The following is a 20,355-nucleotide window of genomic DNA, read 5'->3' as shown; positions in this document are numbered from 1 at the left end:
CTGGAAGACAGCGGTTCTGTGCAGTTGCGATCGTTGATCGTCTTGCAGATCACCTCAGCGCATAACAAAGGGGTTCGACATCGGTTTTTCCGATGTATTCAGCCAAACGGTCTTGGTCCGCGTGTAGTCGTGAATGGCCTCTAATCCCGCTTCCCTGCCATAACCGGATTGGTTGAAGCCGCCAAAGGGCGCGATGGGTGAGACGGCGCGGTAGGTGTTGATCCAGCAGATGCCCGATTGCAGGCGGGATGAAACACGGTGAGCACGGGCGACATTTTCGGTGAAGATACCCGAGCCAAGCCCGAATGGCGTGTCATTGGCCAGGTTGATTGCCTCTTCTTCAGTGTCGAAGGGCAGCAAGGACATGACGGGACCGAACATTTCGACCTTCAGGGTCTCTGTCTCGGCACTGGTGCATTCCACCAGCGTTGGGGCCATGAAATGACCAGACCGATCCAGTGGCGCGCCTCCGAAACGAATACGGGCGCCCTGTTCCTTGGCCTTGGCCAGCGTCGCCTGAATTCTGACAATCTGGGCGTTTGTGCACAGCGGGCCAATATGAGTTTCAGGTTCCAATGGATCGCCGATGACAATGCCCGACATCTTTTCTTCGATTTTGGCGATAAGAGATTCCATAATTGGACGATGGATCAGCCCGCGTGATCCTGCGACGCAGCTTTGACCTGAAGCACCGAAATTGCCCGCGATCAGGCCGTTGGCGGCGCCATCCAGATTGGCATCATCGAAAACTATGATTGGGGATTTTCCACCCAACTCCAATGTGGTTACGGCAAAGTTCTCAGCCGAGTTGCGCACCACATGGCGCGCCGTTTCCGGGCCGCCAGTGAACGCGATCCGGTCCACGTCAGGATGCCGGGTGAGAGGGATCGCACAGTTTCCTGCGTCCCCGGTAATGACGGAGACGACGCCGGGTGGGAAACCCGCTTTGTCGATCAAGCGGGCGAACTCCAGCATTGGGGCGGGCGCAATCTCTGACGCCTTCAGCACAACCGAGCACCCCGCGGCAAGAGCTGGCCCAAGCTTGGTAGCTGTCAAAAACATCTGCGCGTTCCAGGGGACAATTGCGACCACCACGCCAATGGGCTCGCGCCGCGTAAAGACATGCATGTCTGGTTTGTCGATCGGCAGAACCGCGCCTTCGATTTTGTCCGCCAGCCCCGCATAGTAGCGATAATAATCGCCGACATATGCCGTTTGGGTCGCGGTTTCCGCCAGCAGCTTGCCACTGTCCTTTGTCTCGATCTCGCCAAGGCGTTCTGCGTTCTGTTCGATCAGTTCTGCAAGGCGGAATAACAGTTTGCCACGTGCGGTTTGCGTCATGTCCCGCCACGCCGGATCATCAAGTGACCGGCGCGCTGCAGAAACGGCGTGCTCTACGTCTTCGGGTGCCGCGCAGGCGAAACTGGCCCATTCCTCACCCGTTGCCGGATTCAACGAGGCCATCACTTGCCCACGTGCGCCTTCGGTCCAAGTGCCGTCGATAAATAGCTGGTAATGTGGCTTCTGGTGCATTGCGGCCCCTCACTGAAACTTTGGCATTACATCGTCGATGAACCGGGCAAGCGATGCGCGTTTGCGTTCGAAGCTCATGCCGCTGTCAATCCAAAACGAGTATTCATCATATCCAAGGTCTTCATAGCGTTTCAGACGCTCTGTCACTCCGTCCGCCGTGCCGATTGTCAGATCACGCGCCAGATTTTCGGGTGTCATCATTGCGTTGGCCGCCATTTCTTCTTCGGTCAGCGCCTGAATCAATCCCTGTCGGACTGGTCGCTTGTTTTGGAACCACGCGCCGAAATAGTTATAAAACTGGGACAAATCCCGCGCTGCCTGATCCAGTTCAGCGTCATCGCGCCCGACATAGGTGTGGTGAAGCAGCATGATCTTGGGGCGCGCTCCATCGTGATTGGCGCAGGCGGTCTCAAAACGGGTCATCAGTGTTTCGATTTCTTCGATGCCTTGCCAGAGCGGGGTGACCTGAATGTTGAATCCGTTCTGAACGCCGAACTCGTGGCTGTTCGGATCCCGCGCGGCAATCCAGATGGGCGGGCCGCCGGGTTGAACCGGCTTTGGGGCCGAACTGGTGGCGGGAAACTGAAAGAACTCACCGTCATGCGCGCAGTCGCCTTCCCACAATTTGGGCAGCAGAGGAGCGATCTCTCGCATTCGCTGACCGGCGGTCCATGCGTCCAGACCGGGCATAAGCCGCTCATATTCATAAGAGTAGGCCCCGCGCGCTATGCCCAGCTCGATCCGGCCGCCGGTCATGAGATCCGCTGCGGCTGTCTCGCCCGCCAGTTTGATCGGATGCCAGAACGGCGCGATTACAGTGCCGGTGCCAAGGCGCACGTTTTTGGTATGATGCGCGATGTCCACCAGCGACATCAGAGGGTTGGGTGCGATGGTGAAATCCATCCCGTGATGTTCACCAGTCCAGACCGCACGCATTCCTGCCTGATCCGCCATTTTGCACAGCTCGATGAACTCTTCATGCAGTTTCTCATGCGACTGTTCGGGGCCCAGCCGTTCCATATGGGCAAAAAGGGAAAACTCCATTCTTCAGGTCCTTTCCGACAGGCTGTGCACATCGCCCCGCTGGGCGTCACCCAGATAAAGCGAGAAATTGCGTGTTCGGCTTTCCAGCGCAAAACGAGCCATCATGGTCGCGATAGGTGCTGACGCGTAAGGCAGGGTCGCCAGGTCTTTGATTGCGATTGCCTGTAGCGTGCCATGCCGGGGCAGGGCGGGCGCAGACGCAAGAATGTAAACATGATGCGTGGTGGCATCGTCATAGACGGAATACGCGACGCCAAGGCGCGCATTGATACCCCTGGCCGTCAGGTTCTGCACAAGGCTGTTTCGCAGGTCCTGCCGATCTGACAGCGAAATTTGCGGCGGGAGGAAACCGGCATCTGTTTTCTCCAGCAAGATGTGCCCGTTCTGTTCGATGATTGCGCCGCAGACCACATTTCGCCCGGACGGTTCCAGCGCGCCACGTTCCAGCCCGAGGCTGAAATACTGCCCGTTCGCATAGCCGAGGCCGGGGGCATCGTTCTGAGAATACGTTTCGACCTGTCCGATCAAAACGCAATGGTCCCCGGCTTCGATAATTTGATGGGTTCGGCAGGAAAACATTGCGACTGCCCCTCTGATCAAAGGGATGCCATGCGTATCCAAGCAGTGATCGACTTTGGCAAATCGATCACCTTTGAACCCGGCAAACGTATTGGATACATCTTCCTGCCCCTCGGCCAGAATGTTCACCGCGAAACGGGCGCAGGTTGCAAATTCGTGATAGGAAGACAGGTTTTTTCCCGGACAGACCAAAAGCAGCGGCGGGTCGAGAGAAACCGAAGTGAACGAATTGGCCGTAAAGCCGAGTGGAGTACCTGCGTCATCGCGCGTCATCACAACCGTCACACCGGTCATGAAGCGACCAAAAGCACGACGAAGGTCACGAGGATCAAGAGCGGTCATGGGCGCAGCTCATTCAGAAAGCTGGAAATGGCGGCGTTGACCTGATCTGCATGCGTCATCGGCATCATATGTGCAGCGCCTTCAATGATTTGCGCGCGTCCGCTCATCGCGGTGTCCGCCATGACACGTGACATCTCCGGGGTCGAACTGGGCTCAAGACTGCCGGTTAGAAAAAGCGCCGGGCAGCTTAGCTTCTCCAACGTATCGCGTCGGGGGCATCGGCTGTGGGCGAAGACGGAATAGGCCGATTTGTACGCAGCCGGGTCCATGGCCGTCAGCCATCTACGGCAGGCATCGCGCTCGGCCGAGGCGACGTCTCCGAACCATCGATGCAATGTGCTGGTGGGATCAGCGATCGACTTGCCATCCAGCTGCGCCGCACGGTCGCGCACGGCCTGTGCCGCATTCGCGTCTCTCTCGAAAACCGCGTTCAATGCGACGACCCCACAAACCCGGTCTGACGTTTTGGCGGCAAGATCCAGCGCGATCATGGCCCCCATCGAATGGCCGGCCAAAACGACCGGACCACTCAGGCAGTCCAGAACACCCCGTGCCGCTTCGGTGTACGCCGAAAGCCTGATGCTCAGGTCAGTTAATGGGCTGTCTCCATGACCGGGCATGTCCGGGGCGGTCAGGCAACCCTCGGAAGCCAGCCCGTCCAATTGTGCGCCCCAGGCTTCAGCCCGCAAGCCAACACCATGCAACAGAATGATATTCTGTCCCGAACCAGTCTGGATGGCCGCCAGCCCACCGATCTCAGACCGCGGCCGGGTTGTCCAGGTCATGGCCCAAATCCTTGAGATCCTGATAACGGTCACCGATACGGTGGTGCGGTCTGCCCGAGGTTGCTGCGCCCAATACGACCACAACTTCGTCATCGCGCGGTGCGTCAGAAATCGAGAACTGAATTGTCAGGTAGTGCGACCGCCGCCCAGCATCGTTTTTATCCATCAACGGCACCATGATCGGCGCGTTTGCCGGACCACGTGTGTTGGTGAACGCCAGATAGGATTTCGCGCCGACGGCCTCACGGTAGTGATTGCCAAAGCGCAACGTGTGAATAAGACCCGAAGCGTGCTCGACCTCACCATTCAGCCCGACCACAGCGGCTTTGCCATAGGCTTCGATTGCCTCACCACTCCCGGCCAGTTTGATCATGCGTTTCGTCATCATCTCGCCCAGAACAGGGCCGTAGGCTTGAATCTCGGGTTTAAGGTCTTCCACAAACCGGCCCGCCCAAGGGTTGTGAACCACTGCGGCCACGGCAAACATGCGCCACGGGGTCTTGGCGGCTCGGAAGCCCTCGACAAGGACCTCCTCATCGTAGGTGACGATCTTGCGTATTTCCGGTTGCATGAAAATTCTCCTGTCGCGCTCGCAATCGTTAAAAACGGACGGGGTTTTTGACAAATGATTGAATTATGTGCTTTGCCATTAAAAAGACTAATGGATAGCTTGATCAAATGGGCAAATCTCTTCCACCGCTGACATGGATCCGATCCTTCGAAGCAGCAGCACGAACCCTTAGCTTTACGGCGGCTGCCGAAGAGATTGGGTTGACGCAATCGGCGGTCAGTCAACAGGTGAAATCGCTTGAGATGCGTTTGGGAACAGCCCTTTTTGTGCGGCGCCCCAGAAGCTTGGCGCTGACGGATGCGGGGCGCAAACTATTGCCCGAGGTTGGCAGCGCGCTTGAAGCGCTTGCCGCGGCTGCCGGGCGCGTGGACGCCAGCGCGTCCGGAGACATCTTGACCGTCGCAACGTCTGTTAGCATCGCCCAGTGGGTTATTGCCCCATATCTGTCAGATTTTACCAGACGCCATCCTGAAGTTCGCGTTCGGCTTCTCAGTGCGATCTGGCCCGACGATTTCCACGCATCCCACGCTGATGTTCAGGTTCGGTTCGGGTCAAAGAAACAGGTGGGGCAGGGCGCGGTGCGCCTGATGCCTGATCGGCTGGTTCCCGTGAAATCCCCGACGGTCGCGGGAGATGTGTTTGACCTGCCTCTGATCGAGGCTGTCGGGACATCAAGCGGATGGGGCACGTGGTTTGAAAAACAGGGCTTACGCCGCCAACCTGGCGTTTTTGTCGATACATTTGGGATGGCTCTGCAACTGGCCGTTCATGGCAGCGGTGTCGCTTTGGTCAGCGAATTACTGACGACCCACGCGATTGCCGCTGGTCTGGTCGAACGCGCGCATGCGTGTTCGGTTGACAGCAACGAAGGGTACTACCTTTCGTCCAACGCCGCCAACCCGGCTGCCCGTTTGTTTCACGACTGGCTGGTGGCGTTGGTTGCAGAACAAGCCCCAAAGGTCGCCGACGTCTCTGACTGACGTCAGACATTGGCAGACATTGGTTGACAGGGCTCCACCGATGGGATCACGTCAACGGGCCTAAACTCAGGGGAGAAGTATGCAGGTCATCACCAATCCACATCGCGCGGGCCAAAAGCTTGCACCATCTGCACCCTATCCTTCGACCGATGCAGCCCGGGTTGCGGATTTGCTTGCTCAGTGTCCTGTCGCGAAAGAAACACCGATGGTGGATGCCGGGAAACTTGCCCCTGTATCCCAGCTTTGGGTGAAGGATGAACGGGCGCGTATGAACCTTGGTTCGTTCAAAGCTTTAGGTGCAGCATACGTAATTGCGCGTCATGCGGCCGAGCGGTCAAGCGAACCGGATGAACAAACACTGGCTGGCACAACCTATGTGACCGCCAGCGCGGGAAACCACGGCATGAGTGTTGCGGCGGGTGCCAGAATTTTCGGCGCGAAGGCTGTCGTCTACATTTCTGAAACGGTGCCCGAAACCTTTGCGGAACGTCTGAAAGGCCAAAAAGCCGAGGTTGTTCGAAGTGGTGCTGACTATGCTGCCAGTATGGAGGCAGCGAGAACGGCTGCTGACGAAAACGGATGGATATTGCTGTCGGACAGTTCGTGGGATGGATATTTTGACCTGCCATGGACTCTCATGGAAGGGTATTTGCAAATGGCGGCAGAGGCTGTCAGGCAGTGCCCCAAGGTTCCGACGCATATTCTGTTGCAGGCAGGCGTGGGTGGTTTGGCTGGAGCTGTTGCGGCTTATGCGCGAAAAACCTGGGGCGACGCACCGAAGATCGTTGTGGTTGAACCCGAAGCGGCACCTGCGTTGCAGGCCAGCATAGCTGCCGGAGAATGTGTTTTCGCGGATGGCCCGGACAGCATCATGGGGCGTCTGGATTGCAAGGAACCGTCGTTGATCGCGTTAAACGGATTGGCCCGCGATGCAGACCTGTTCCTGACCCTTTCAGATGACGATGTGGCAGCAAAGCTTGACGCGATGGCTAAGATCGGGCTGGCCACCACGGCATCCGGTGGGGCAGGCCTTGCGGCGGTGATGAACGAAACCGCACGGAATGCCATGGGGATCGCCGAACACTCACGCGTGTTATGCTTTCTGTCGGAGATCGCGGAATGAGAGGGTTCGATCAGGCAGAGTTCGAGGTGCGCACCAAACGCGCGCAGGAGCTGATGCGAGCCGCGGATTTGTCGGCGCTGCTGCTGACGACGGAAACTGACGTACGTTATTTTACCGGCTATCTGACCCGATTTTGGGAAAGCCCAACCCGACCATGGTTTCTGGTTGTGCCGGTCACGGGCAAACCGGTGGCTGTGATCCCTTCGATCGGAGCCGCGCTCATGGGACAGACCTGGATCGATGACATCCGAACCTGGAGCGCGCCCGATTTGCAGGACGACGGTATCTCGCTTCTGGCCGATGTCCTGGCCGAACTGACGCCGGTTTCGGGCAATGTCGGTATGCCGGACGGACATGAGACACATGTGCGGATGCCCATGGCGGACATTGAACACTTGCGCGGCGCTCTCGGTGCGCGTCGCATCACCGGAGATCAGGGTATCTTGCGCCGGTTGCGCATGATCAAATCCGAGGCTGAAATTGCCAAGATCCAAACAGCCTGTGATATTGCCGGACGCGCCTTCGTCCGCGTGCCCGAGATGGCCCGCGCCGGGGTGCCTCTGGACACGGTTTTTCGCCGCTTCCAGATCCTCTGCCTTGAGGAAGGGGCCGATTGGGTGCCGTATCTTGCAGGCGGGGCAGAGCAGGGTGGCTACAGTGATGTAATATCACCTGCAACTTCGGTGCTGTTGGAAACTGGCGACGTGCTTATGCTGGATACAGGGCTGGTTTGGGATGGGTATTTCAGTGATTTTGATCGCAATTGGTCTGTAGGCCCTGCCCGGCCCGAGGTGAGATCAGCGCACGCCCGACTGGTAGAAGCCTCAGATGCCGCGTTCGAGATCGCCCGACCCGGTGCAACTGCCTCGGATTTGTTTCATGCCATGAACACGGTACTTACCAAAGACGCCGAAGGCACAGATGCAGGGCGGTTGGGTCATGGGTTGGGGATGTCACTGACAGAGTGGCCTTCCCTTATTCCGGCAGACCAGACCGTGCTGGAACCCGGCATGGTTTTGACGTTGGAACCGGGCATTGCCGTTGGTACAAAAATACTTGTCCATGAAGAAAACATTGTCATCACCGAAGGTGCCCCACGTTTTCTAAGCCCACGCATCGGGCCGGAGGTGATCGCAATATGACCCGGATCCATTACGCCCTTGATGAAGACGATCCCGAGGCCAGCCCGCTTGGTCTGATCGTGTTGCAGACCGATGAAACGTTGGAGCCTGAGTTCAGCTCGTATTTTTCGGACCGCAAATATCCAATCTACGTGACGCGTATTCCCAGCGGGATCGAGGTGACGACTGAAAGCCTTGCGGAAATGGAGCGGGCACTGCCAGCTGCCGCCGGATTGCTGCCCAGTGCGCGATCTTATCGCGTTGTCGGGTATGGGTGCACGTCTGCAAGCTCGGTTATCGGGTCCGACCGTGTGGCAGAACTTGTCAAGCAGACCTGTCAGGCTGCCGAGGTTACAAACCCTTTGCGTGCTGCTTTGGCCTGTGCGCGACACTTGGATGTTTCGAAATTCGCGCTGCTGTCGCCCTATATTGAAGAAGTAAACCTACCCCTGCGCCGGGCATTTGCCCAAGGCGGAGTGGAGATGGATGTTTTTGGGACATTCGGGGAATCAGAAGAGGCTAAAGTTGTTCGGATTTCGGTGCAATCCGTCATCGACGCCGCCACGAAACTGGGCTCGGACCCGTCGGTTGATGCGGTTTTTCTGAGTTGCACAAACCTTCGCACGCAAAAGGCTATTCCCGAGATACGCGCACGGATTGGCAAGCCAGTTTTGTCGAGTAATCAAAGTCTTGCGTGGCACATGCGTGTTCTGAACGAGACCTGATGAAATATTATGTCCGGATATTGTACAACAAAACCGGAATTCATTGTTGCAATGTGAACATCGCTTGGTCTTAACTGTCGGATACAGATCAATGAAATCCGCAGAAGACGGGTAATCATTTGACGTAACAGGGGGTCTTGTGGCCGATACAACGAACGACGCCGCGTTTGTCGAATTCCAACGCGTACAGAAGTCTTATGACGGCGAGAACCTCGTCGTAAAAGACCTAAACCTTGCAATGCCCAAAGGTGAGTTTCTGACAATGCTTGGGCCGTCAGGCTCGGGCAAGACGACTTGCCTTATGATGCTCGCCGGATTTGAAACTGCCACACATGGCGAAATCCTTCTGGGCGGCAAGCCCATCAACAATATCCCGCCTCACAAGCGCGGTATTGGAATGGTTTTTCAGAATTACGCTTTGTTCCCGCATATGACGGTGGCCGAAAACCTCTCGTTTCCACTGGAAGTCCGTAAACTGGGCAAGTCGGAGCGGGATGAAAAGGTCAAGCGCGCACTGGACATGGTTCAGATGGGTGCCTTTGGTGGTCGACGTCCCGCTCAGCTTTCGGGGGGACAACAACAGCGGATAGCTCTGGCACGTGCCTTGGTATTCGAACCCGAGCTGGTCTTGATGGACGAGCCATTGGGGGCACTGGACAAGCAGCTTCGTGAACATATGCAGTTCGAAATCACGCGTCTGGCCCATGAGCTTGGGATCACAACAGTCTACGTGACCCACGACCAGACCGAAGCACTCACCATGTCGGATCGTGTGGCCGTCTTCGACGATGGCCGCATTCAACAGCTGGCGCCGCCTGATCAGCTTTATGAAGAGCCGGAAAACAGTTTCGTCGCGCAATTCATCGGTGAAAACAATACGTTGGAAGGCGTTGTTAAATCAATCGATGGCAACACTTGCGTCGTACGCCTGGATGATGGCTCGGAAATCGACGCTGTTCCGATCAATGTCCACAAGGCAGGCGACCGGACCAAAGTCTCGATCCGCCCCGAACGTGTGGAGTTCAACAAAGACCGCCTGCGCGCTGACGCGCATACTTTGAAAGCAAGGGTCGAAGAGTTCATTTACATGGGCGACGTATTCCGGTTCCGCATGTCCGTTGCCGGAAACAACGAATTCATCGCCAAAACTCGAAATGCGCCTGATGCCGTACGCCTGACCCCCGGTCAAGAGATCGATATTGGCTGGCTGGCACAGGATTGTCGTGCGCTCGACGCATAGACCAAACCGCGCGGGACAAGTGCGGTTAAGCTGAGGGACCGGCCGGTGAAAACCCGTGCATCGGCTGACCACCACATAAAACGGGATGAACTGGGAGTAACACATGAAACCAACCAAGATCATGCTCACTGCGGCTGCAATTGCGACGGCTGCGGGCACTGTTTCAGCCGAGGAGATGACCATCGTTTCCTGGGGCGGTGCCTATTCAAAGTCGCAGTTGAAGGCGTATCACGAGCCCTATTCGGAAAAGACCGGTATCACCATTCTGAACGATGACAGCTCGGCCGAAGCCGTTGCCAAACTGCGCGCAATGAACGAAGCGGGCAACATCACATGGGATGTGGTAGATGTTGTGGCAGCTGACGCGATCCGGCTTTGCGACGAAGGTCTGGCCCTCGAGATCGATTTCGACAGCCAATTGGCAGCAGCTCCGGATGGCACGCCCGCCTCTGAGGATTTCGGCGACCTGCTGGTCAGCGACTGCTTTATCCCGCAGATCGTCTATTCGACTACGTTCGGCTATCGTACCGATCTGGTAGGTGACACCCCACCAACCGACATCTGTGCGGTGTTCGATCTGGAATCCTACCCGGGTAAACGCTCGCTTGAGAAACGCCCTATCAACAACATGGAATGGGCGCTGCTGTGTGACGGTGTCGCCAAGGATGATGTCTATGACGTTCTGGCAACGTCGGAAGGTCAGGATCAGGCCTTGGCCAAGCTGGACACCATCAAAGACAGCGTTGTCTGGTGGTCTGCTGGTGCGGACACGCCGCAACTTCTGGCTGACGGTGAAGTTGTTATGGGTTCGACCTATAATGGTCGTCTGTTCAGCGTGATCGAAGAGCAGAAACAGCCGGTCGCAATGCTGTGGGACGCGCAGGTGTTCGATCTGGACGGCTGGATCATTCCTGCCGGTCTGAGCGATGAGCGCAAGCAGCGCGCGCTCGATTATATCATGTTTGCAACCGACACCCAGCGTCTGGCGGATCAGGCCAAGTACATCTCGTACGGTCCGGCCCGCGCCTCGTCAGCTCCGCTGGTAGGTCAGCACGCCGATCTGGGGATCGACATGGCCCCGCATATGCCGACCGATCCGGAAAATGCCAAGAACACGTTCTTGTATAACTACGAGTTCTGGGCGGATTACCGTGACGACATCGACGCCAAATTCCAGGCGTGGCTGGCGCAATAAACGTCTGATTTCATGACACAGTCGGGGGCGGTGCGCCGCCCCTGAACCAAGACAGATCCAAGGGGCTCCAATGACTGACGCAAGCCAAAACGCCGGACCCATGCTGGCAGCGGATGGAACACCGCTCAAGCTATCGCTGGCACGCTCGTTGCGGCGGCAAAAGCTGCGTGCCTTGCTGTTGATCGCTCCTTTGCTTCTGTTCGTTCTGTTTTCCTTTATTGTTCCAATAGCTGCGATGCTATTCCGTTCAGTAGAAAACAATATCGTCTCCGACACTCTACCTCTTACCGTCGAGGCGCTTCAAAACTGGGATGAACAATCTGGAGAATTGCCGGGCGAGGGCGTGTATGATGCCTTTGTGCGGGACATGATTGTTGCGATTGACAATAAAGAGCACACACGGCTTGGTTCGCGTTTGAACTACGAAGAAACCGGTATGTCTTCGATGTTCCGCAAGTCAGGTCGTCAGATCAAGAAACTGGATCCTGAAACGGATGGCCCGTTCAAAGAGCAACTAATAGATATTCACGACGGATGGGGCGATACACAAACGTGGCGCGTGATCAAAACCCATTCGCCGAAGATCACCAACGGGTATTTTCTGAATGCGGTAGATATGCGCAGAACCCCCGACGGCGCGCAGGCACAACCCGAAGACAAGCAAATCCTTGTTAAGCTGTTCGGTCGAACGCTGTTTATGTCTCTGGTAATAACGGGTGCCTGTATCCTGTTGGCTTATCCGGTCAGCTATTTGCTGGCGACGTTGCCGATGCGTGTCTCAAATCTGCTGATGATCCTTGTGCTTCTGCCGTTCTGGACGTCACTGCTGGTGCGGACGTCGGCGTGGAAGGTGATGTTGCAACAGCAAGGCGTGATCAACGAAACGCTGGTCTGGCTGGGGTTGGTGGCTGACGATGCACGACTGGTGATCATCAATAACCAGATCGGTACGATCACTGCGATGACACATATCCTGCTGCCATTCATGATCCTGCCCATGTATTCGGTGATGCAGACTATTCCGGAATCTTACACACGTGCCGCGAAATCCATGGGCGCGACCAACTGGACAACGTTCTGGCGCATCTACTTCCCGCAATCCATTCCGGGTATCGGCGCGGGTTCAATCCTCGTGTTCATTTTGGCGATTGGCTACTACATCACACCTGAAATCGTGGGCGGTACAAAAGGTGTCTTCATCTCGAACCGGATCGCCTATCACATCTCGTCCTCACTGAACTGGGGACTGGCGGCGGCGCTGGGAACGATACTTCTGGCGGTCGTTCTGCTGCTCTACTGGGTCTACGACAAGATCGTGGGCATTGATAACGTGAAGCTGGGATAATCGACATGGCCGCACTTACTCCGATATCCCGCAAACCTTTGTCCATGGTTCTGCCAAGTGTCGCGCTGGCAGGCGCCTTCGCCGGTGTCTTTGTCGGCGCGGGTAACGGCTCGGTTCTTTTGGGCATCATTGGCGGCGCTGTCCTGATTTCTGCGCTCGCTTGGGTCTACATCACCGTTTTGAAGAACGAGAAGATGGCCCGCTGGATCAACATCATTGGTTTTGGCATCGCGGGCTTATTGATGTCGGGCCCAATGGGCGGAGTACTTGGCCTGCTGGGCGGCTGGTTCTTCGCCTGGTTTACTTATTGGTTGTACGAAGGGCGATACCGGCGCAAGCTATTGCCATACCTGACCGCGCAGCAGGTGTTTTACCACTACCTGTTCCGGGTGATCTGCGGTGCGATCTTCGTTTTCCTGATCACACCGATCCTTGTGGTTCTGCCGCTGTCGTTCAATGCGCAGGATTTCTTTACCTTCACGCCCGAGATGTTGCGACTGGACCCTGAAGGGTATTCACTCAAGCACTACCGTGATTTCTTTACCAACAACGAATGGCAACGCAGCTTCAAGAACTCGCTGATCATTGCCCCGATTGCCACAATCATCTCGGTTTCGCTTGGCACTCTGGCTGCCATTGGCCTCAGCCAGAGCCACGTCCCCGGCCGCCGTGCTATCATGGGCATCCTAATTTCGCCGATGATCGTTCCGCTGATTATATCGGCCACTGGCATGTTCTTTTTCTACAGCGATATCGGACGGTTCCTTGAAGGGACGCTGGGCATGAACAAGAACTTTGTGGGCTATCTGAAAGTCATCCTGGCGCACGCCGTTTTGGGTATCCCGTTCGTGATCATCACTGTGACCGCCACGCTTGTGAGCTTTGATCGTTCGCTGACGAGGGCGGCTGCGAATATGGGGGCAGGGCCGGTGCGGACCTTCTTCAAGATCCAGATGCCGCTGATTCTGCCGGGTGTGATCTCGGGTGGCCTGTTCGCCTTCATCACCTCGTTCGACGAAGTTGTGGTGGTTCTGTTCGTTGGCTCAGCCAGTCAGAAGACTCTGCCGTGGCAGATGTTCACGGGCCTGCGGGAACAGATCAGCCCGACCATTCTGGCGGTTGCGACGATCCTGGTGGTTCTGTCGATTGCGCTGCTGACTACGGTTGAGTTGCTGCGGCGCCGGTCCGAACGTTTGCGGGGGCTTTCACCCGCTTGACGGAGCATTCTGTCTGATCTAACGATTCACGTGTTCATCTCCGCTGCGATGGCGTCGCGGCGTCTAAGGGGATGATCGGCTCTCGGACCCCGAGACCGCCTGTCCTGAACGCCGGGACATGTGGCCGGGATTTGTCGCCCGGCAAAGATGAGAGACCAAGTGATGACCGACACAACGAAACGCCCCGAATTCTTTACCTGCCACAATGGTGACAAAGCGCCTTTGCCGTTCAGCAAGGGGGAGTATGATCGCCGTCTCAGCAAGCTTCGCAGCATCATGGCCGCACGTGATATTCCTGCGATTCTGCTGACATCGATGCAGAATATCGCCTACTACTCGGGCTTTCTGTATTGTTCCTTTGGCCGTCCGTATGGCTGCGTGGTCACCCAAGAGGCCTGCACCACCGTTTCGGCCAACATCGACGCCGGGCAACCGTGGCGCCGGTCGGTCGAAGACAACGTGATTTATACTGACTGGAAGCGCGACAACTATTGGCGTGCGGTTGCAAGCCTGATCGGCAATGCTAAGCGGATCGGCATTGAAGGTGACCACATGACGCTGGCCGCCCGCGACACCGCCCTGCGGATGCTGGGTACCCCCGAACTGGTTGACATCGCGCCGGATACAATGACCGCGCGCATGGTCAAATCCGCCGAAGAGATTGAATTGATCAAGGGTGGGGCACGCACCGCGGACGTTGGCGGGGCGGCAATCCATGCGGCCATCCGTGAAGGCGCAACTGAGATCGAGATTGCCATGGCGGGCCGTGACGCAATGGAAGAGGAAATCGCGCGCGCCTATCCAGATGCCGAATATCGCGACACCTGGGTTTGGTTCCAGTCCGGGCTGAACACCGATGGCGCGCATAACCCGGTGACAAAACGCGCCCTGCAAAAAGGCGATATCCTGTCGCTGAACACTTTCCCGATGATCTCGGGCTATTACACTGCGCTGGAACGTACCCTGTTTCTGGGCGAGCCGGACGCTGACAGCTTGCGCCTCTGGAAAGCCAATGTGGCGGCCCATGAACTGGGTCTGAGCCTGATCAAACCCGGTGCGACCTGTTCAGGCATCACCGCCGAGATCAACCGTTTCTTTGCCGATGAGGGGCTGCTGCAATACCGCTCGTTCGGGTATGGCCATTCTTTCGGCATCCTCAGCCATTATTACGGGCGCGAGGCCGGTCTGGAACTGCGCGAGGATATCGACACCGTGCTGGAACCTGGCATGGTCGTTTCAATCGAGCCCATGCTGTGGATCCCCGAAGGGCAACCCGGTGCAGGGGGCTACCGCGAGCATGATATTCTGGTGGTGGGCGAAGACGGCGCCGAGAACATCACCGGCTTCCCATATGGGCCTGGCCACAACATCATCGATGCCTGATACAAAGAGGGGGGGAGCAAACGCTCCCCCCTTCATTTCTCGCGACCGGCGCGTTCGTGAAAGATAAAACCCAGGAAATTCAACAATAGCTGCGCGGCCAGTATCTGCGTGCTTTCGCTGGGGTCATAGGCTGGCGCCACTTCGACAAGGTCAATGCCGACGACATTGCCGCGCCTAGCGAGGCCCTGAAGGATTTCCAGTACGTCATAATACAGAAACCCCCCATGGCTGGGCGTCCCCGTCCCTGCCGCGATAGAGGGGCAAAAGGCGTCGATATCTATTGTCACATAGTACCGAGCACCTTCAGGAATTCGCTCAAGAACAGCCTCGGTTCCCAGCTTTCTCACCTGACGCACGGACAAGATGTCTGATCCACGTGCGCGCGCGTCCTCGTATCCTTCCTTGGCGGTTGACGAGACGTTTCGAATACCCAACTGGGTCATCCCCGAGACATAGTCTTTCTCGATTGCCCGCCGCATGGGGTTGCCGTGGCCATTGGTGACACCGTGACGCTCGTCCACGAAATCCAGATGCGCATCAATTTGAACCACGTGGATCGGGCCGTTTTGTGCACAATCATCTTCAAACGCGGAAATGCAGGGAATGTTGACAGAGTGATCGCCGCCGATCACAAGCGGCAGCGCCCCGGCGGCAAGAATTTTGCGAACACCATAGGCGATGTTTTCGTGGCTGGCCTCGGTCATTGTGTGGACGATATCAGCATCCCCCAAGTCCACGATACGCACGGAACTGTCCAGATAGGTTGCATCGTCTTCGTGGTCATATGCTCCAGCATGTCCAAAACTGAACAGGGTCGAAGCCTCGCGCACGGCCCGAGGGCCGAACCTTGCCCCAGCGCGCCATTGGGTGCCGAAATCAAAGGGGGCACCAAGAACACAAACATCCGCATCAATATTGTCCCAATCCTCGACATACGGCGATTTTCCAAAGGTCGATATCCCAACGAAAGGTAGGTTCAGTCGTCCTGACGCATATCCATGATCCTGCATTATCAATCCTTTCAGTGGCCTTGCCGCCCTGTGTGCAATTGAACATGAGAAGGCGGTGCAATGAAATTGGTTTTCTTCGTCCAATACATGTCTGACGTTCAGGCAGATCTGATCCGGTGCGTTCCTTCCGTTTAGCTGTTGGTCGTTTCGCCACAAACGAGATTTCGGTGGGACGCGCTGGGGTACCGCATAATTATTCACGGAAGCGCGCGATTTTGCGGGCGATACACAGGTCCGGCGAAGCGGTGTTTTCACGGGCGCAGGTGTTCAATCCCCGACGGCTTATACATCATGCCTGCTACGCCAGCTGCGAGCCGGGCGCAATCGTTGGCGGTGCGCTGTTCAGGGCGTCGCGCGCAAAACCGGCGGCAGCCTTGTACTTGGCCATGAAACTGGCCCTTTCAGCCAAGGGAATGACCGTTTCAATATCGTCGAACACACCGCCACAGCGGTCATTGACCAAATTCAACAGGCCAAAGGGCCCGGCGCCCCGATTGCGAAGGACAAGGTCTGACACCGGACTGCACAGCGTGTCATCATAAGCCGCCAGCGCGGTTGGGCTCACGCCATGCTTGAGCAAGCTGGCCCCCAATAAGCGGGCGTCCATGATCGCCTGGCTGGCCCCATTTGAACCGGTAGGGTACATCGGGTGCGCGGCGTCTCCGATCAGGGCAACCGGCCCGTCAACCCACGTTTCAACCGGATCGCGGTCGATCATCGGGTTTTCATATGTCACATCCGCACCGCGGATCAGGGCAGGAACATCCAGCCAGTCATAGGTCCATCCGTCAAAATGATGCGCGAAATCCTTGGCCTCGACCTGCCGGAACCACCCGGTTGCTGCATGCGCGGTCGGGTCATCGTAAGTGACTTCGGCAATCCAGTTTATCAGCGCCAAGCCGGTTCCGGGGTCGGGGTGCGAGATTGGATAGATCACCATACGTTTCTTATGCGTGCCCAGTCCGACGAATGAGGAACCCGTGCGCACGGGCTTTTCCAATGTTGTGCCGCGCCACATGACGGCTCCGCCCCAATGGATCGGAGGTTGGCTTGGATGCATTTGGGCGCGGATGGCTGAATGGATACCATCGGCGCCGATCAGAATGGCACCGGTTTCGCAGATGGCCCCCTTATCAGTTTGCAGCCGCACTGTAACCGTCCCGTCCGCATTGGTCTGGTACCCCGTGGCCCGAGACCCAAGGCGCACGGCATCCGGGTCTGCGCGTTCGATAAACCGCTGGTAAAGCGCCATGTGAAACGCGCCGCGATGCACTGCGTATTGCGGCCAGTTGTAACCGGCGAAAGTTCCGCGCGGTTCCGAGTAAACCTCGTGACCATTCAACCCGACAAGCGCCCATTCCTGCGCAGGGACGCCGAACCCGTCTAGATCCTGAGCCGTGAAACCCAGATCGTACAACTCGCGCACGGCGTTGGGTTGCAGGTTTATTCCGACACCCAGCGGGCGCAGTTGCCGAACGCTTTCAAAGACGGTGCAGTCGATGCCAATCTGATGCAGTGTCAGTGCCAGCGACAACCCGGCAATTCCACCGCCCGCGATAAGCACTTTTGGATCTGTCATGTTGTGTGCCTTTCAGTCCGATTGGTGGCGGGAATTGGTTGTCGATAATCGGCGCGTGTGGATCAACCCTCAACCACAAATGCGTTTGATCCGTTCCGGGGATGGATGAAGGCTTGCGGCATTGCGCAGCCGCGCCCGCAAGCAAGTCAGAGCGGTATCAATCGTCGCTTGCATGAACCCATGCGCCATCGCCGCGCTGTCACCCTGTTTCAGCTTTCTGCGAGCGGATTGCCAAGTATCCAGTGCGTCCGAGATCGCATTGCATGTCCAATGCTCGGCTTCTTGCGAAACAAATTCGGCAAAGGCGTCGCCCGCAGGACCTGTGGCAAGACGTGTTGCCAGCATGCGCGCGTGTATGCCGTTGGCCCCTTCGTAAATCGAGGTAATTCGGGCATCACGATAGGTCTGCTCTAGCCGGTATTCGCGCAAATAGCCATAGCCGCCCAGTACCTGCATACCCAATTCGGCGGCCTTGATACCGGCTTCGGTGCAATAGACCTTGGCAACCGGGGTCAGAAAATCAACCAGGTCAGGTGACGTAGCCCGTTCCAAGGTGACAAATGCAAGATGTGCAAGACTGCGGCTACTCATTGCCAGCCAGTCGATTTGATCCAGCATGCGGCGGATGTCGGCATGTTGATCCAGTGTTGTCGGTTGGCCGTCGGCATTGCGTCCCTGCACCCTTTCACTGGCATAATCACTGGCAATGTCATAGGCCCGTGCGGCGTGCGCGACGCCCTGTAGGGCGACATCAAGCCGGGCGTGGTTCATCATGGTGAACATGGCCATCAGGCCTTCACCCTCGGTTCCGATCAATTCGGCTTTGGCCCCATCAAATGCCAGCTGGCACGTGGGTGAGGCATGCAGGCCCATCTTTTCCTCGATGCGCGTTACGGTAACGTGGTTGCGGCTGCCGTCAGTGCAGGTGCTGGGGCATAGAAACAGCGATAAACCTCTGGCGCCGCCATCGGACGTGCGGGCAAGCACAAGATGCAGGATGTGATCGCTCATGTCCTGGTCACCGCCAGAGATAAAGATTTTTTCGCCCGTGATCTTCCAGCCATCCTCAGCAGGTTCCGCCCGGCAGCGCACGCGTGAAAGGTCAGACCCGGCCCCGGGTTCAGTCAGGCACATGGTGGCCAGAGTTTCACCCGAGGCCAGAGAGGGAACGTACCGGGATTGCTGATCTTTCATGCCAAAGCGCAACAAGGTACGCACCGCGCCCGGAACCAACCCCGTAACCATCTGAAGGCTGTGGTTTGCGCCCGAAAACACTTCGGAAGTGATGGCCAGTATCAGGGCACCAAGCCCTTGCCCTCCATATTCTTCAGGCACGGTGAGAGAGGGCCAGCCCTGTTCCGAATACGCTGCATAAACTTGGGCAAAGCCAGCGGGCATGGAAACACGACCGTTTTCCAGCGAGCATCCCTGCCTGTCTCCCGGCTCGTCCAGCGGGGCAATTTCACCTTGCGCGAAGGCCGCAAAATGTTCGCCGATCTCACCAGCCAGGTCAGCGTCCCAGTCTGGAAGCTCGGTAGCCCGGGCTACGTGGTTCAACGTGAATAAGATGTCCGCAAGCGGGGCTTCGAATGGCTTCATGGTCATATTACCCGACAGCTGGTGATTTCGGCGGTCACGACGCGGCCCGGTTCTGGCGGTTTGGCACTGTCGACGTTCAAAGTGACTGGGTAAGGCAGCATTACGGGGTCAATCCCAGCAGGCGCGCGGCATTGCCTTTGATGATGTCCGGGCGCAGTTCGTCCTTGATATTGATCTTCTCGAAATCCGACAGCCAGCGTTCAGGAGTGATCATTGGCCAGTCGGACCCAAACAGGACCTTTTTCCTGAGGATCGAGTTGCAGTATTTCACCAGAATCTCGGGGAAGTACTTTGGTGACCAGCCGGACAGGTCGATATAGACGTTGGGCTTGTGCTGCGCCACGGACAGAGCTTCTTCCTGCCAGGGAAATGACGGATGGGCGAGGATAATCTTCATATCCGGAAAATCGACGGCGACGTCATCCATGAACATCGGGTTCGAGTATTTAAGCCGCATTCCGTTACCGCCGCGCATGCCCGAACCGACACCGGTTTGGCCTGTGTGAAACAGGGCGATGCAGCCTTCCTCCGCGATTGCCTCGTAAAGGTCATAAGCCATACGGTCATTGGGGTAGAACCCCTGCATCGTCGGATGAAACTTGAACCCTTTGAAACCAAATTCGCGGATCAGGCGGCGCGCCTCGCGTGCACCCATCTTGCCCTTGTGCGGATCGATTGACGCAAACGGGATGAGCACATCGTCATTTTCCGCCGCCAATGCGGCAACTTCTTCGTTCTTGTAGCGCCGATAGCCGGTCTCCCGCTCGGCATCGACCGGGAAGATCACCGCAGCTATGTTTTGCTCGCGATAGTGCTGTGCAGTTTCGGGAACCGTGGGCGGGTGGCTCCACGGGGCGCCAAAGTAATTGGCCATGGTTGCCTGCAGGTCGTCATAGCCATCGTCCGAGTGGCACCCGCAGGGTTCTTCAGCGTGGGTGTGAATGTCGATCGCGCGAACCTTGGTGATATCGACCATCTGTTCGT

The 20,355-nt window shown here is 57.1% G+C and carries 18 protein-coding genes; 9 read left to right on the top strand and 9 right to left on the bottom strand.

Annotated features, from left to right (window positions below):
• Window positions 1-54 precede the first annotated feature (54 nt).
• The 5 genes from I9188_RS05315 to I9188_RS05295 are packed head-to-tail and all read right to left on the bottom strand — an operon-like array spanning window position 55 to window position 4,854.
• Window positions 55-1,533: an aldehyde dehydrogenase gene (locus tag I9188_RS05315; protein ID WP_209504375.1), complete on the bottom strand. Its 1,479-nt coding sequence runs from the start codon at window positions 1,531-1,533 to the stop codon at window positions 55-57.
• 9 nt (window positions 1,534-1,542) lie between these two features.
• On the bottom strand, window positions 1,543-2,577 hold the full coding sequence (locus I9188_RS05310) for an LLM class flavin-dependent oxidoreductase (protein WP_209504374.1): 1,035 nt from the start codon (window positions 2,575-2,577) through the stop codon (window positions 1,543-1,545).
• A 3-nt stretch (window positions 2,578-2,580) separates the two neighbouring features.
• Window positions 2,581-3,498 (bottom strand): flavin reductase family protein, encoded by a 918-nt coding sequence (locus I9188_RS05305; RefSeq protein ID WP_209504373.1) that lies wholly within the window; start codon window positions 3,496-3,498, stop codon window positions 2,581-2,583.
• Window positions 3,495-4,283 carry an alpha/beta hydrolase gene (locus I9188_RS05300; RefSeq protein WP_209504372.1) on the bottom strand — a complete coding sequence of 263 codons (789 nt, stop codon included), beginning with the start codon at window positions 4,281-4,283 and terminating at the stop codon, window positions 3,495-3,497. Before I9188_RS05300 ends, I9188_RS05305 begins: the two co-directional genes overlap by 4 nt.
• Window positions 4,255-4,854 (bottom strand): amino acid synthesis family protein, encoded by a 600-nt coding sequence (locus I9188_RS05295; RefSeq protein ID WP_209504371.1) that lies wholly within the window; start codon window positions 4,852-4,854, stop codon window positions 4,255-4,257. Before I9188_RS05295 ends, I9188_RS05300 begins: the two co-directional genes overlap by 29 nt.
• A 107-nt stretch (window positions 4,855-4,961) precedes the next feature.
• Here I9188_RS05295 and I9188_RS05290 point away from each other — a divergent pair, with 107 nt between their 5' ends.
• The 9 genes from I9188_RS05290 (at window position 4,962) to I9188_RS05250 (ending at window position 15,183) form a co-directional block, all read left to right on the top strand.
• The gene (locus tag I9188_RS05290; RefSeq protein WP_209504370.1) at window positions 4,962-5,834 is read left to right on the top strand and encodes a LysR family transcriptional regulator; all 873 of its coding nucleotides are present in this window, start codon (window positions 4,962-4,964) and stop codon (window positions 5,832-5,834) included.
• A 79-nt stretch (window positions 5,835-5,913) separates the two neighbouring features.
• Window positions 5,914-6,957, top strand: a complete 1,044-nt coding sequence (locus I9188_RS05285; protein WP_209504369.1) for a pyridoxal-phosphate dependent enzyme — start codon at window positions 5,914-5,916, stop codon at window positions 6,955-6,957.
• Entirely contained in the window at window positions 6,954-8,099 is a 1,146-nt protein-coding gene (locus I9188_RS05280; RefSeq protein ID WP_209504368.1) for a Xaa-Pro peptidase family protein, read from the top strand. The genes I9188_RS05285 and I9188_RS05280 overlap by 4 nt, the downstream gene beginning before the upstream one ends.
• On the top strand, window positions 8,096-8,803 hold the full coding sequence (locus tag I9188_RS05275; protein WP_209504367.1) for an aspartate/glutamate racemase family protein: 708 nt from the start codon (window positions 8,096-8,098) through the stop codon (window positions 8,801-8,803). Before I9188_RS05280 ends, I9188_RS05275 begins: the two co-directional genes overlap by 4 nt.
• 139 nt (window positions 8,804-8,942) lie before the next feature.
• Window positions 8,943-10,043, top strand: a complete 1,101-nt coding sequence (locus I9188_RS05270) for an ABC transporter ATP-binding protein (RefSeq protein WP_209504366.1) — start codon at window positions 8,943-8,945, stop codon at window positions 10,041-10,043.
• 103 nt (window positions 10,044-10,146) lie between these two features.
• A complete protein-coding gene (locus tag I9188_RS05265) occupies window positions 10,147-11,238 on the top strand; it encodes an extracellular solute-binding protein (RefSeq protein ID WP_209504365.1) in 1,092 nt (363 codons plus the stop codon).
• A gap of 70 nt (window positions 11,239-11,308) precedes the next feature.
• On the top strand, window positions 11,309-12,583 hold the full coding sequence (locus I9188_RS05260) for an ABC transporter permease (RefSeq protein WP_209504364.1): 1,275 nt from the start codon (window positions 11,309-11,311) through the stop codon (window positions 12,581-12,583).
• Between the two features lie 5 nt (window positions 12,584-12,588).
• Window positions 12,589-13,800, top strand: coding sequence for an ABC transporter permease (locus I9188_RS05255; protein WP_209504363.1), 1,212 nt, complete (start codon window positions 12,589-12,591; stop codon window positions 13,798-13,800).
• Window positions 13,801-13,962: 162 nt separating this feature from the next.
• Window positions 13,963-15,183 (top strand): aminopeptidase P family protein, encoded by a 1,221-nt coding sequence (locus I9188_RS05250; RefSeq protein WP_209504362.1) that lies wholly within the window; start codon window positions 13,963-13,965, stop codon window positions 15,181-15,183.
• A 32-nt stretch (window positions 15,184-15,215) separates the two neighbouring features.
• On the opposite strand, the gene speB is transcribed toward I9188_RS05250, so the two are convergent.
• From speB to I9188_RS05230, 4 genes are all read right to left on the bottom strand, one after another.
• On the bottom strand, window positions 15,216-16,193 hold the full coding sequence (gene speB / locus I9188_RS05245) for an agmatinase (RefSeq protein WP_209504361.1): 978 nt from the start codon (window positions 16,191-16,193) through the stop codon (window positions 15,216-15,218).
• A gap of 298 nt (window positions 16,194-16,491) precedes the next feature.
• On the bottom strand, window positions 16,492-17,772 hold the full coding sequence (locus tag I9188_RS05240; protein WP_209504360.1) for a flavin-dependent oxidoreductase: 1,281 nt from the start codon (window positions 17,770-17,772) through the stop codon (window positions 16,492-16,494).
• A gap of 69 nt (window positions 17,773-17,841) precedes the next feature.
• Window positions 17,842-19,371: an acyl-CoA dehydrogenase family protein gene (locus tag I9188_RS05235; protein WP_209504359.1), complete on the bottom strand. Its 1,530-nt coding sequence runs from the start codon at window positions 19,369-19,371 to the stop codon at window positions 17,842-17,844.
• 100 nt (window positions 19,372-19,471) lie between these two features.
• A complete protein-coding gene (locus tag I9188_RS05230; protein WP_209504358.1) occupies window positions 19,472-20,347 on the bottom strand; it encodes an amidohydrolase family protein in 876 nt (291 codons plus the stop codon).
• Window positions 20,348-20,355 lie beyond the last annotated feature (8 nt).

Source organism: Ruegeria sp. HKCCSA071, from assembly GCF_017872555.1.
Lineage (GTDB): Bacteria > Pseudomonadota > Alphaproteobacteria > Rhodobacterales > Rhodobacteraceae > Ruegeria.
This window is presented reverse-complemented; position numbering and strand designations above follow the sequence as displayed.

Excerpts from the sequence above, each read along its gene's own strand:
- speB (WP_209504361.1), bottom strand. The coding sequence starts at position 16,193 with ATGCAGGATCATGGATATGCGTCAGGACGACTGAACCTACCTTTCGTT.
- I9188_RS05250 (WP_209504362.1), top strand. The coding sequence starts at position 13,963 with ATGACCGACACAACGAAACGCCCCGAATTCTTTACCTGCCACAATGGT.
- I9188_RS05280 (WP_209504368.1), top strand. The coding sequence starts at position 6,954 with ATGAGAGGGTTCGATCAGGCAGAGTTCGAGGTGCGCACCAAACGCGCG.
- I9188_RS05285 (WP_209504369.1), top strand. The coding sequence starts at position 5,914 with ATGCAGGTCATCACCAATCCACATCGCGCGGGCCAAAAGCTTGCACCA.
- I9188_RS05305 (WP_209504373.1), bottom strand. The coding sequence starts at position 3,498 with ATGACCGCTCTTGATCCTCGTGACCTTCGTCGTGCTTTTGGTCGCTTC.
- I9188_RS05300 (WP_209504372.1), bottom strand. The coding sequence starts at position 4,283 with ATGACCTGGACAACCCGGCCGCGGTCTGAGATCGGTGGGCTGGCGGCC.
- I9188_RS05310 (WP_209504374.1), bottom strand. The coding sequence starts at position 2,577 with ATGGAGTTTTCCCTTTTTGCCCATATGGAACGGCTGGGCCCCGAACAG.
- I9188_RS05255 (WP_209504363.1), top strand. The coding sequence starts at position 12,589 with ATGGCCGCACTTACTCCGATATCCCGCAAACCTTTGTCCATGGTTCTG.
- I9188_RS05235 (WP_209504359.1), bottom strand. The coding sequence starts at position 19,371 with ATGAAGCCATTCGAAGCCCCGCTTGCGGACATCTTATTCACGTTGAAC.
- I9188_RS05275 (WP_209504367.1), top strand. The coding sequence starts at position 8,096 with ATGACCCGGATCCATTACGCCCTTGATGAAGACGATCCCGAGGCCAGC.
- I9188_RS05230 (WP_209504358.1), bottom strand. The coding sequence starts at position 20,347 with ATGGTCGATATCACCAAGGTTCGCGCGATCGACATTCACACCCACGCT.
- I9188_RS05265 (WP_209504365.1), top strand. The coding sequence starts at position 10,147 with ATGAAACCAACCAAGATCATGCTCACTGCGGCTGCAATTGCGACGGCT.
- I9188_RS05290 (WP_209504370.1), top strand. The coding sequence starts at position 4,962 with ATGGGCAAATCTCTTCCACCGCTGACATGGATCCGATCCTTCGAAGCA.
- I9188_RS05295 (WP_209504371.1), bottom strand. The coding sequence starts at position 4,854 with ATGCAACCGGAAATACGCAAGATCGTCACCTACGATGAGGAGGTCCTT.
- I9188_RS05260 (WP_209504364.1), top strand. The coding sequence starts at position 11,309 with ATGACTGACGCAAGCCAAAACGCCGGACCCATGCTGGCAGCGGATGGA.
- I9188_RS05240 (WP_209504360.1), bottom strand. The coding sequence starts at position 17,772 with ATGACAGATCCAAAAGTGCTTATCGCGGGCGGTGGAATTGCCGGGTTG.
- I9188_RS05315 (WP_209504375.1), bottom strand. The coding sequence starts at position 1,533 with ATGCACCAGAAGCCACATTACCAGCTATTTATCGACGGCACTTGGACC.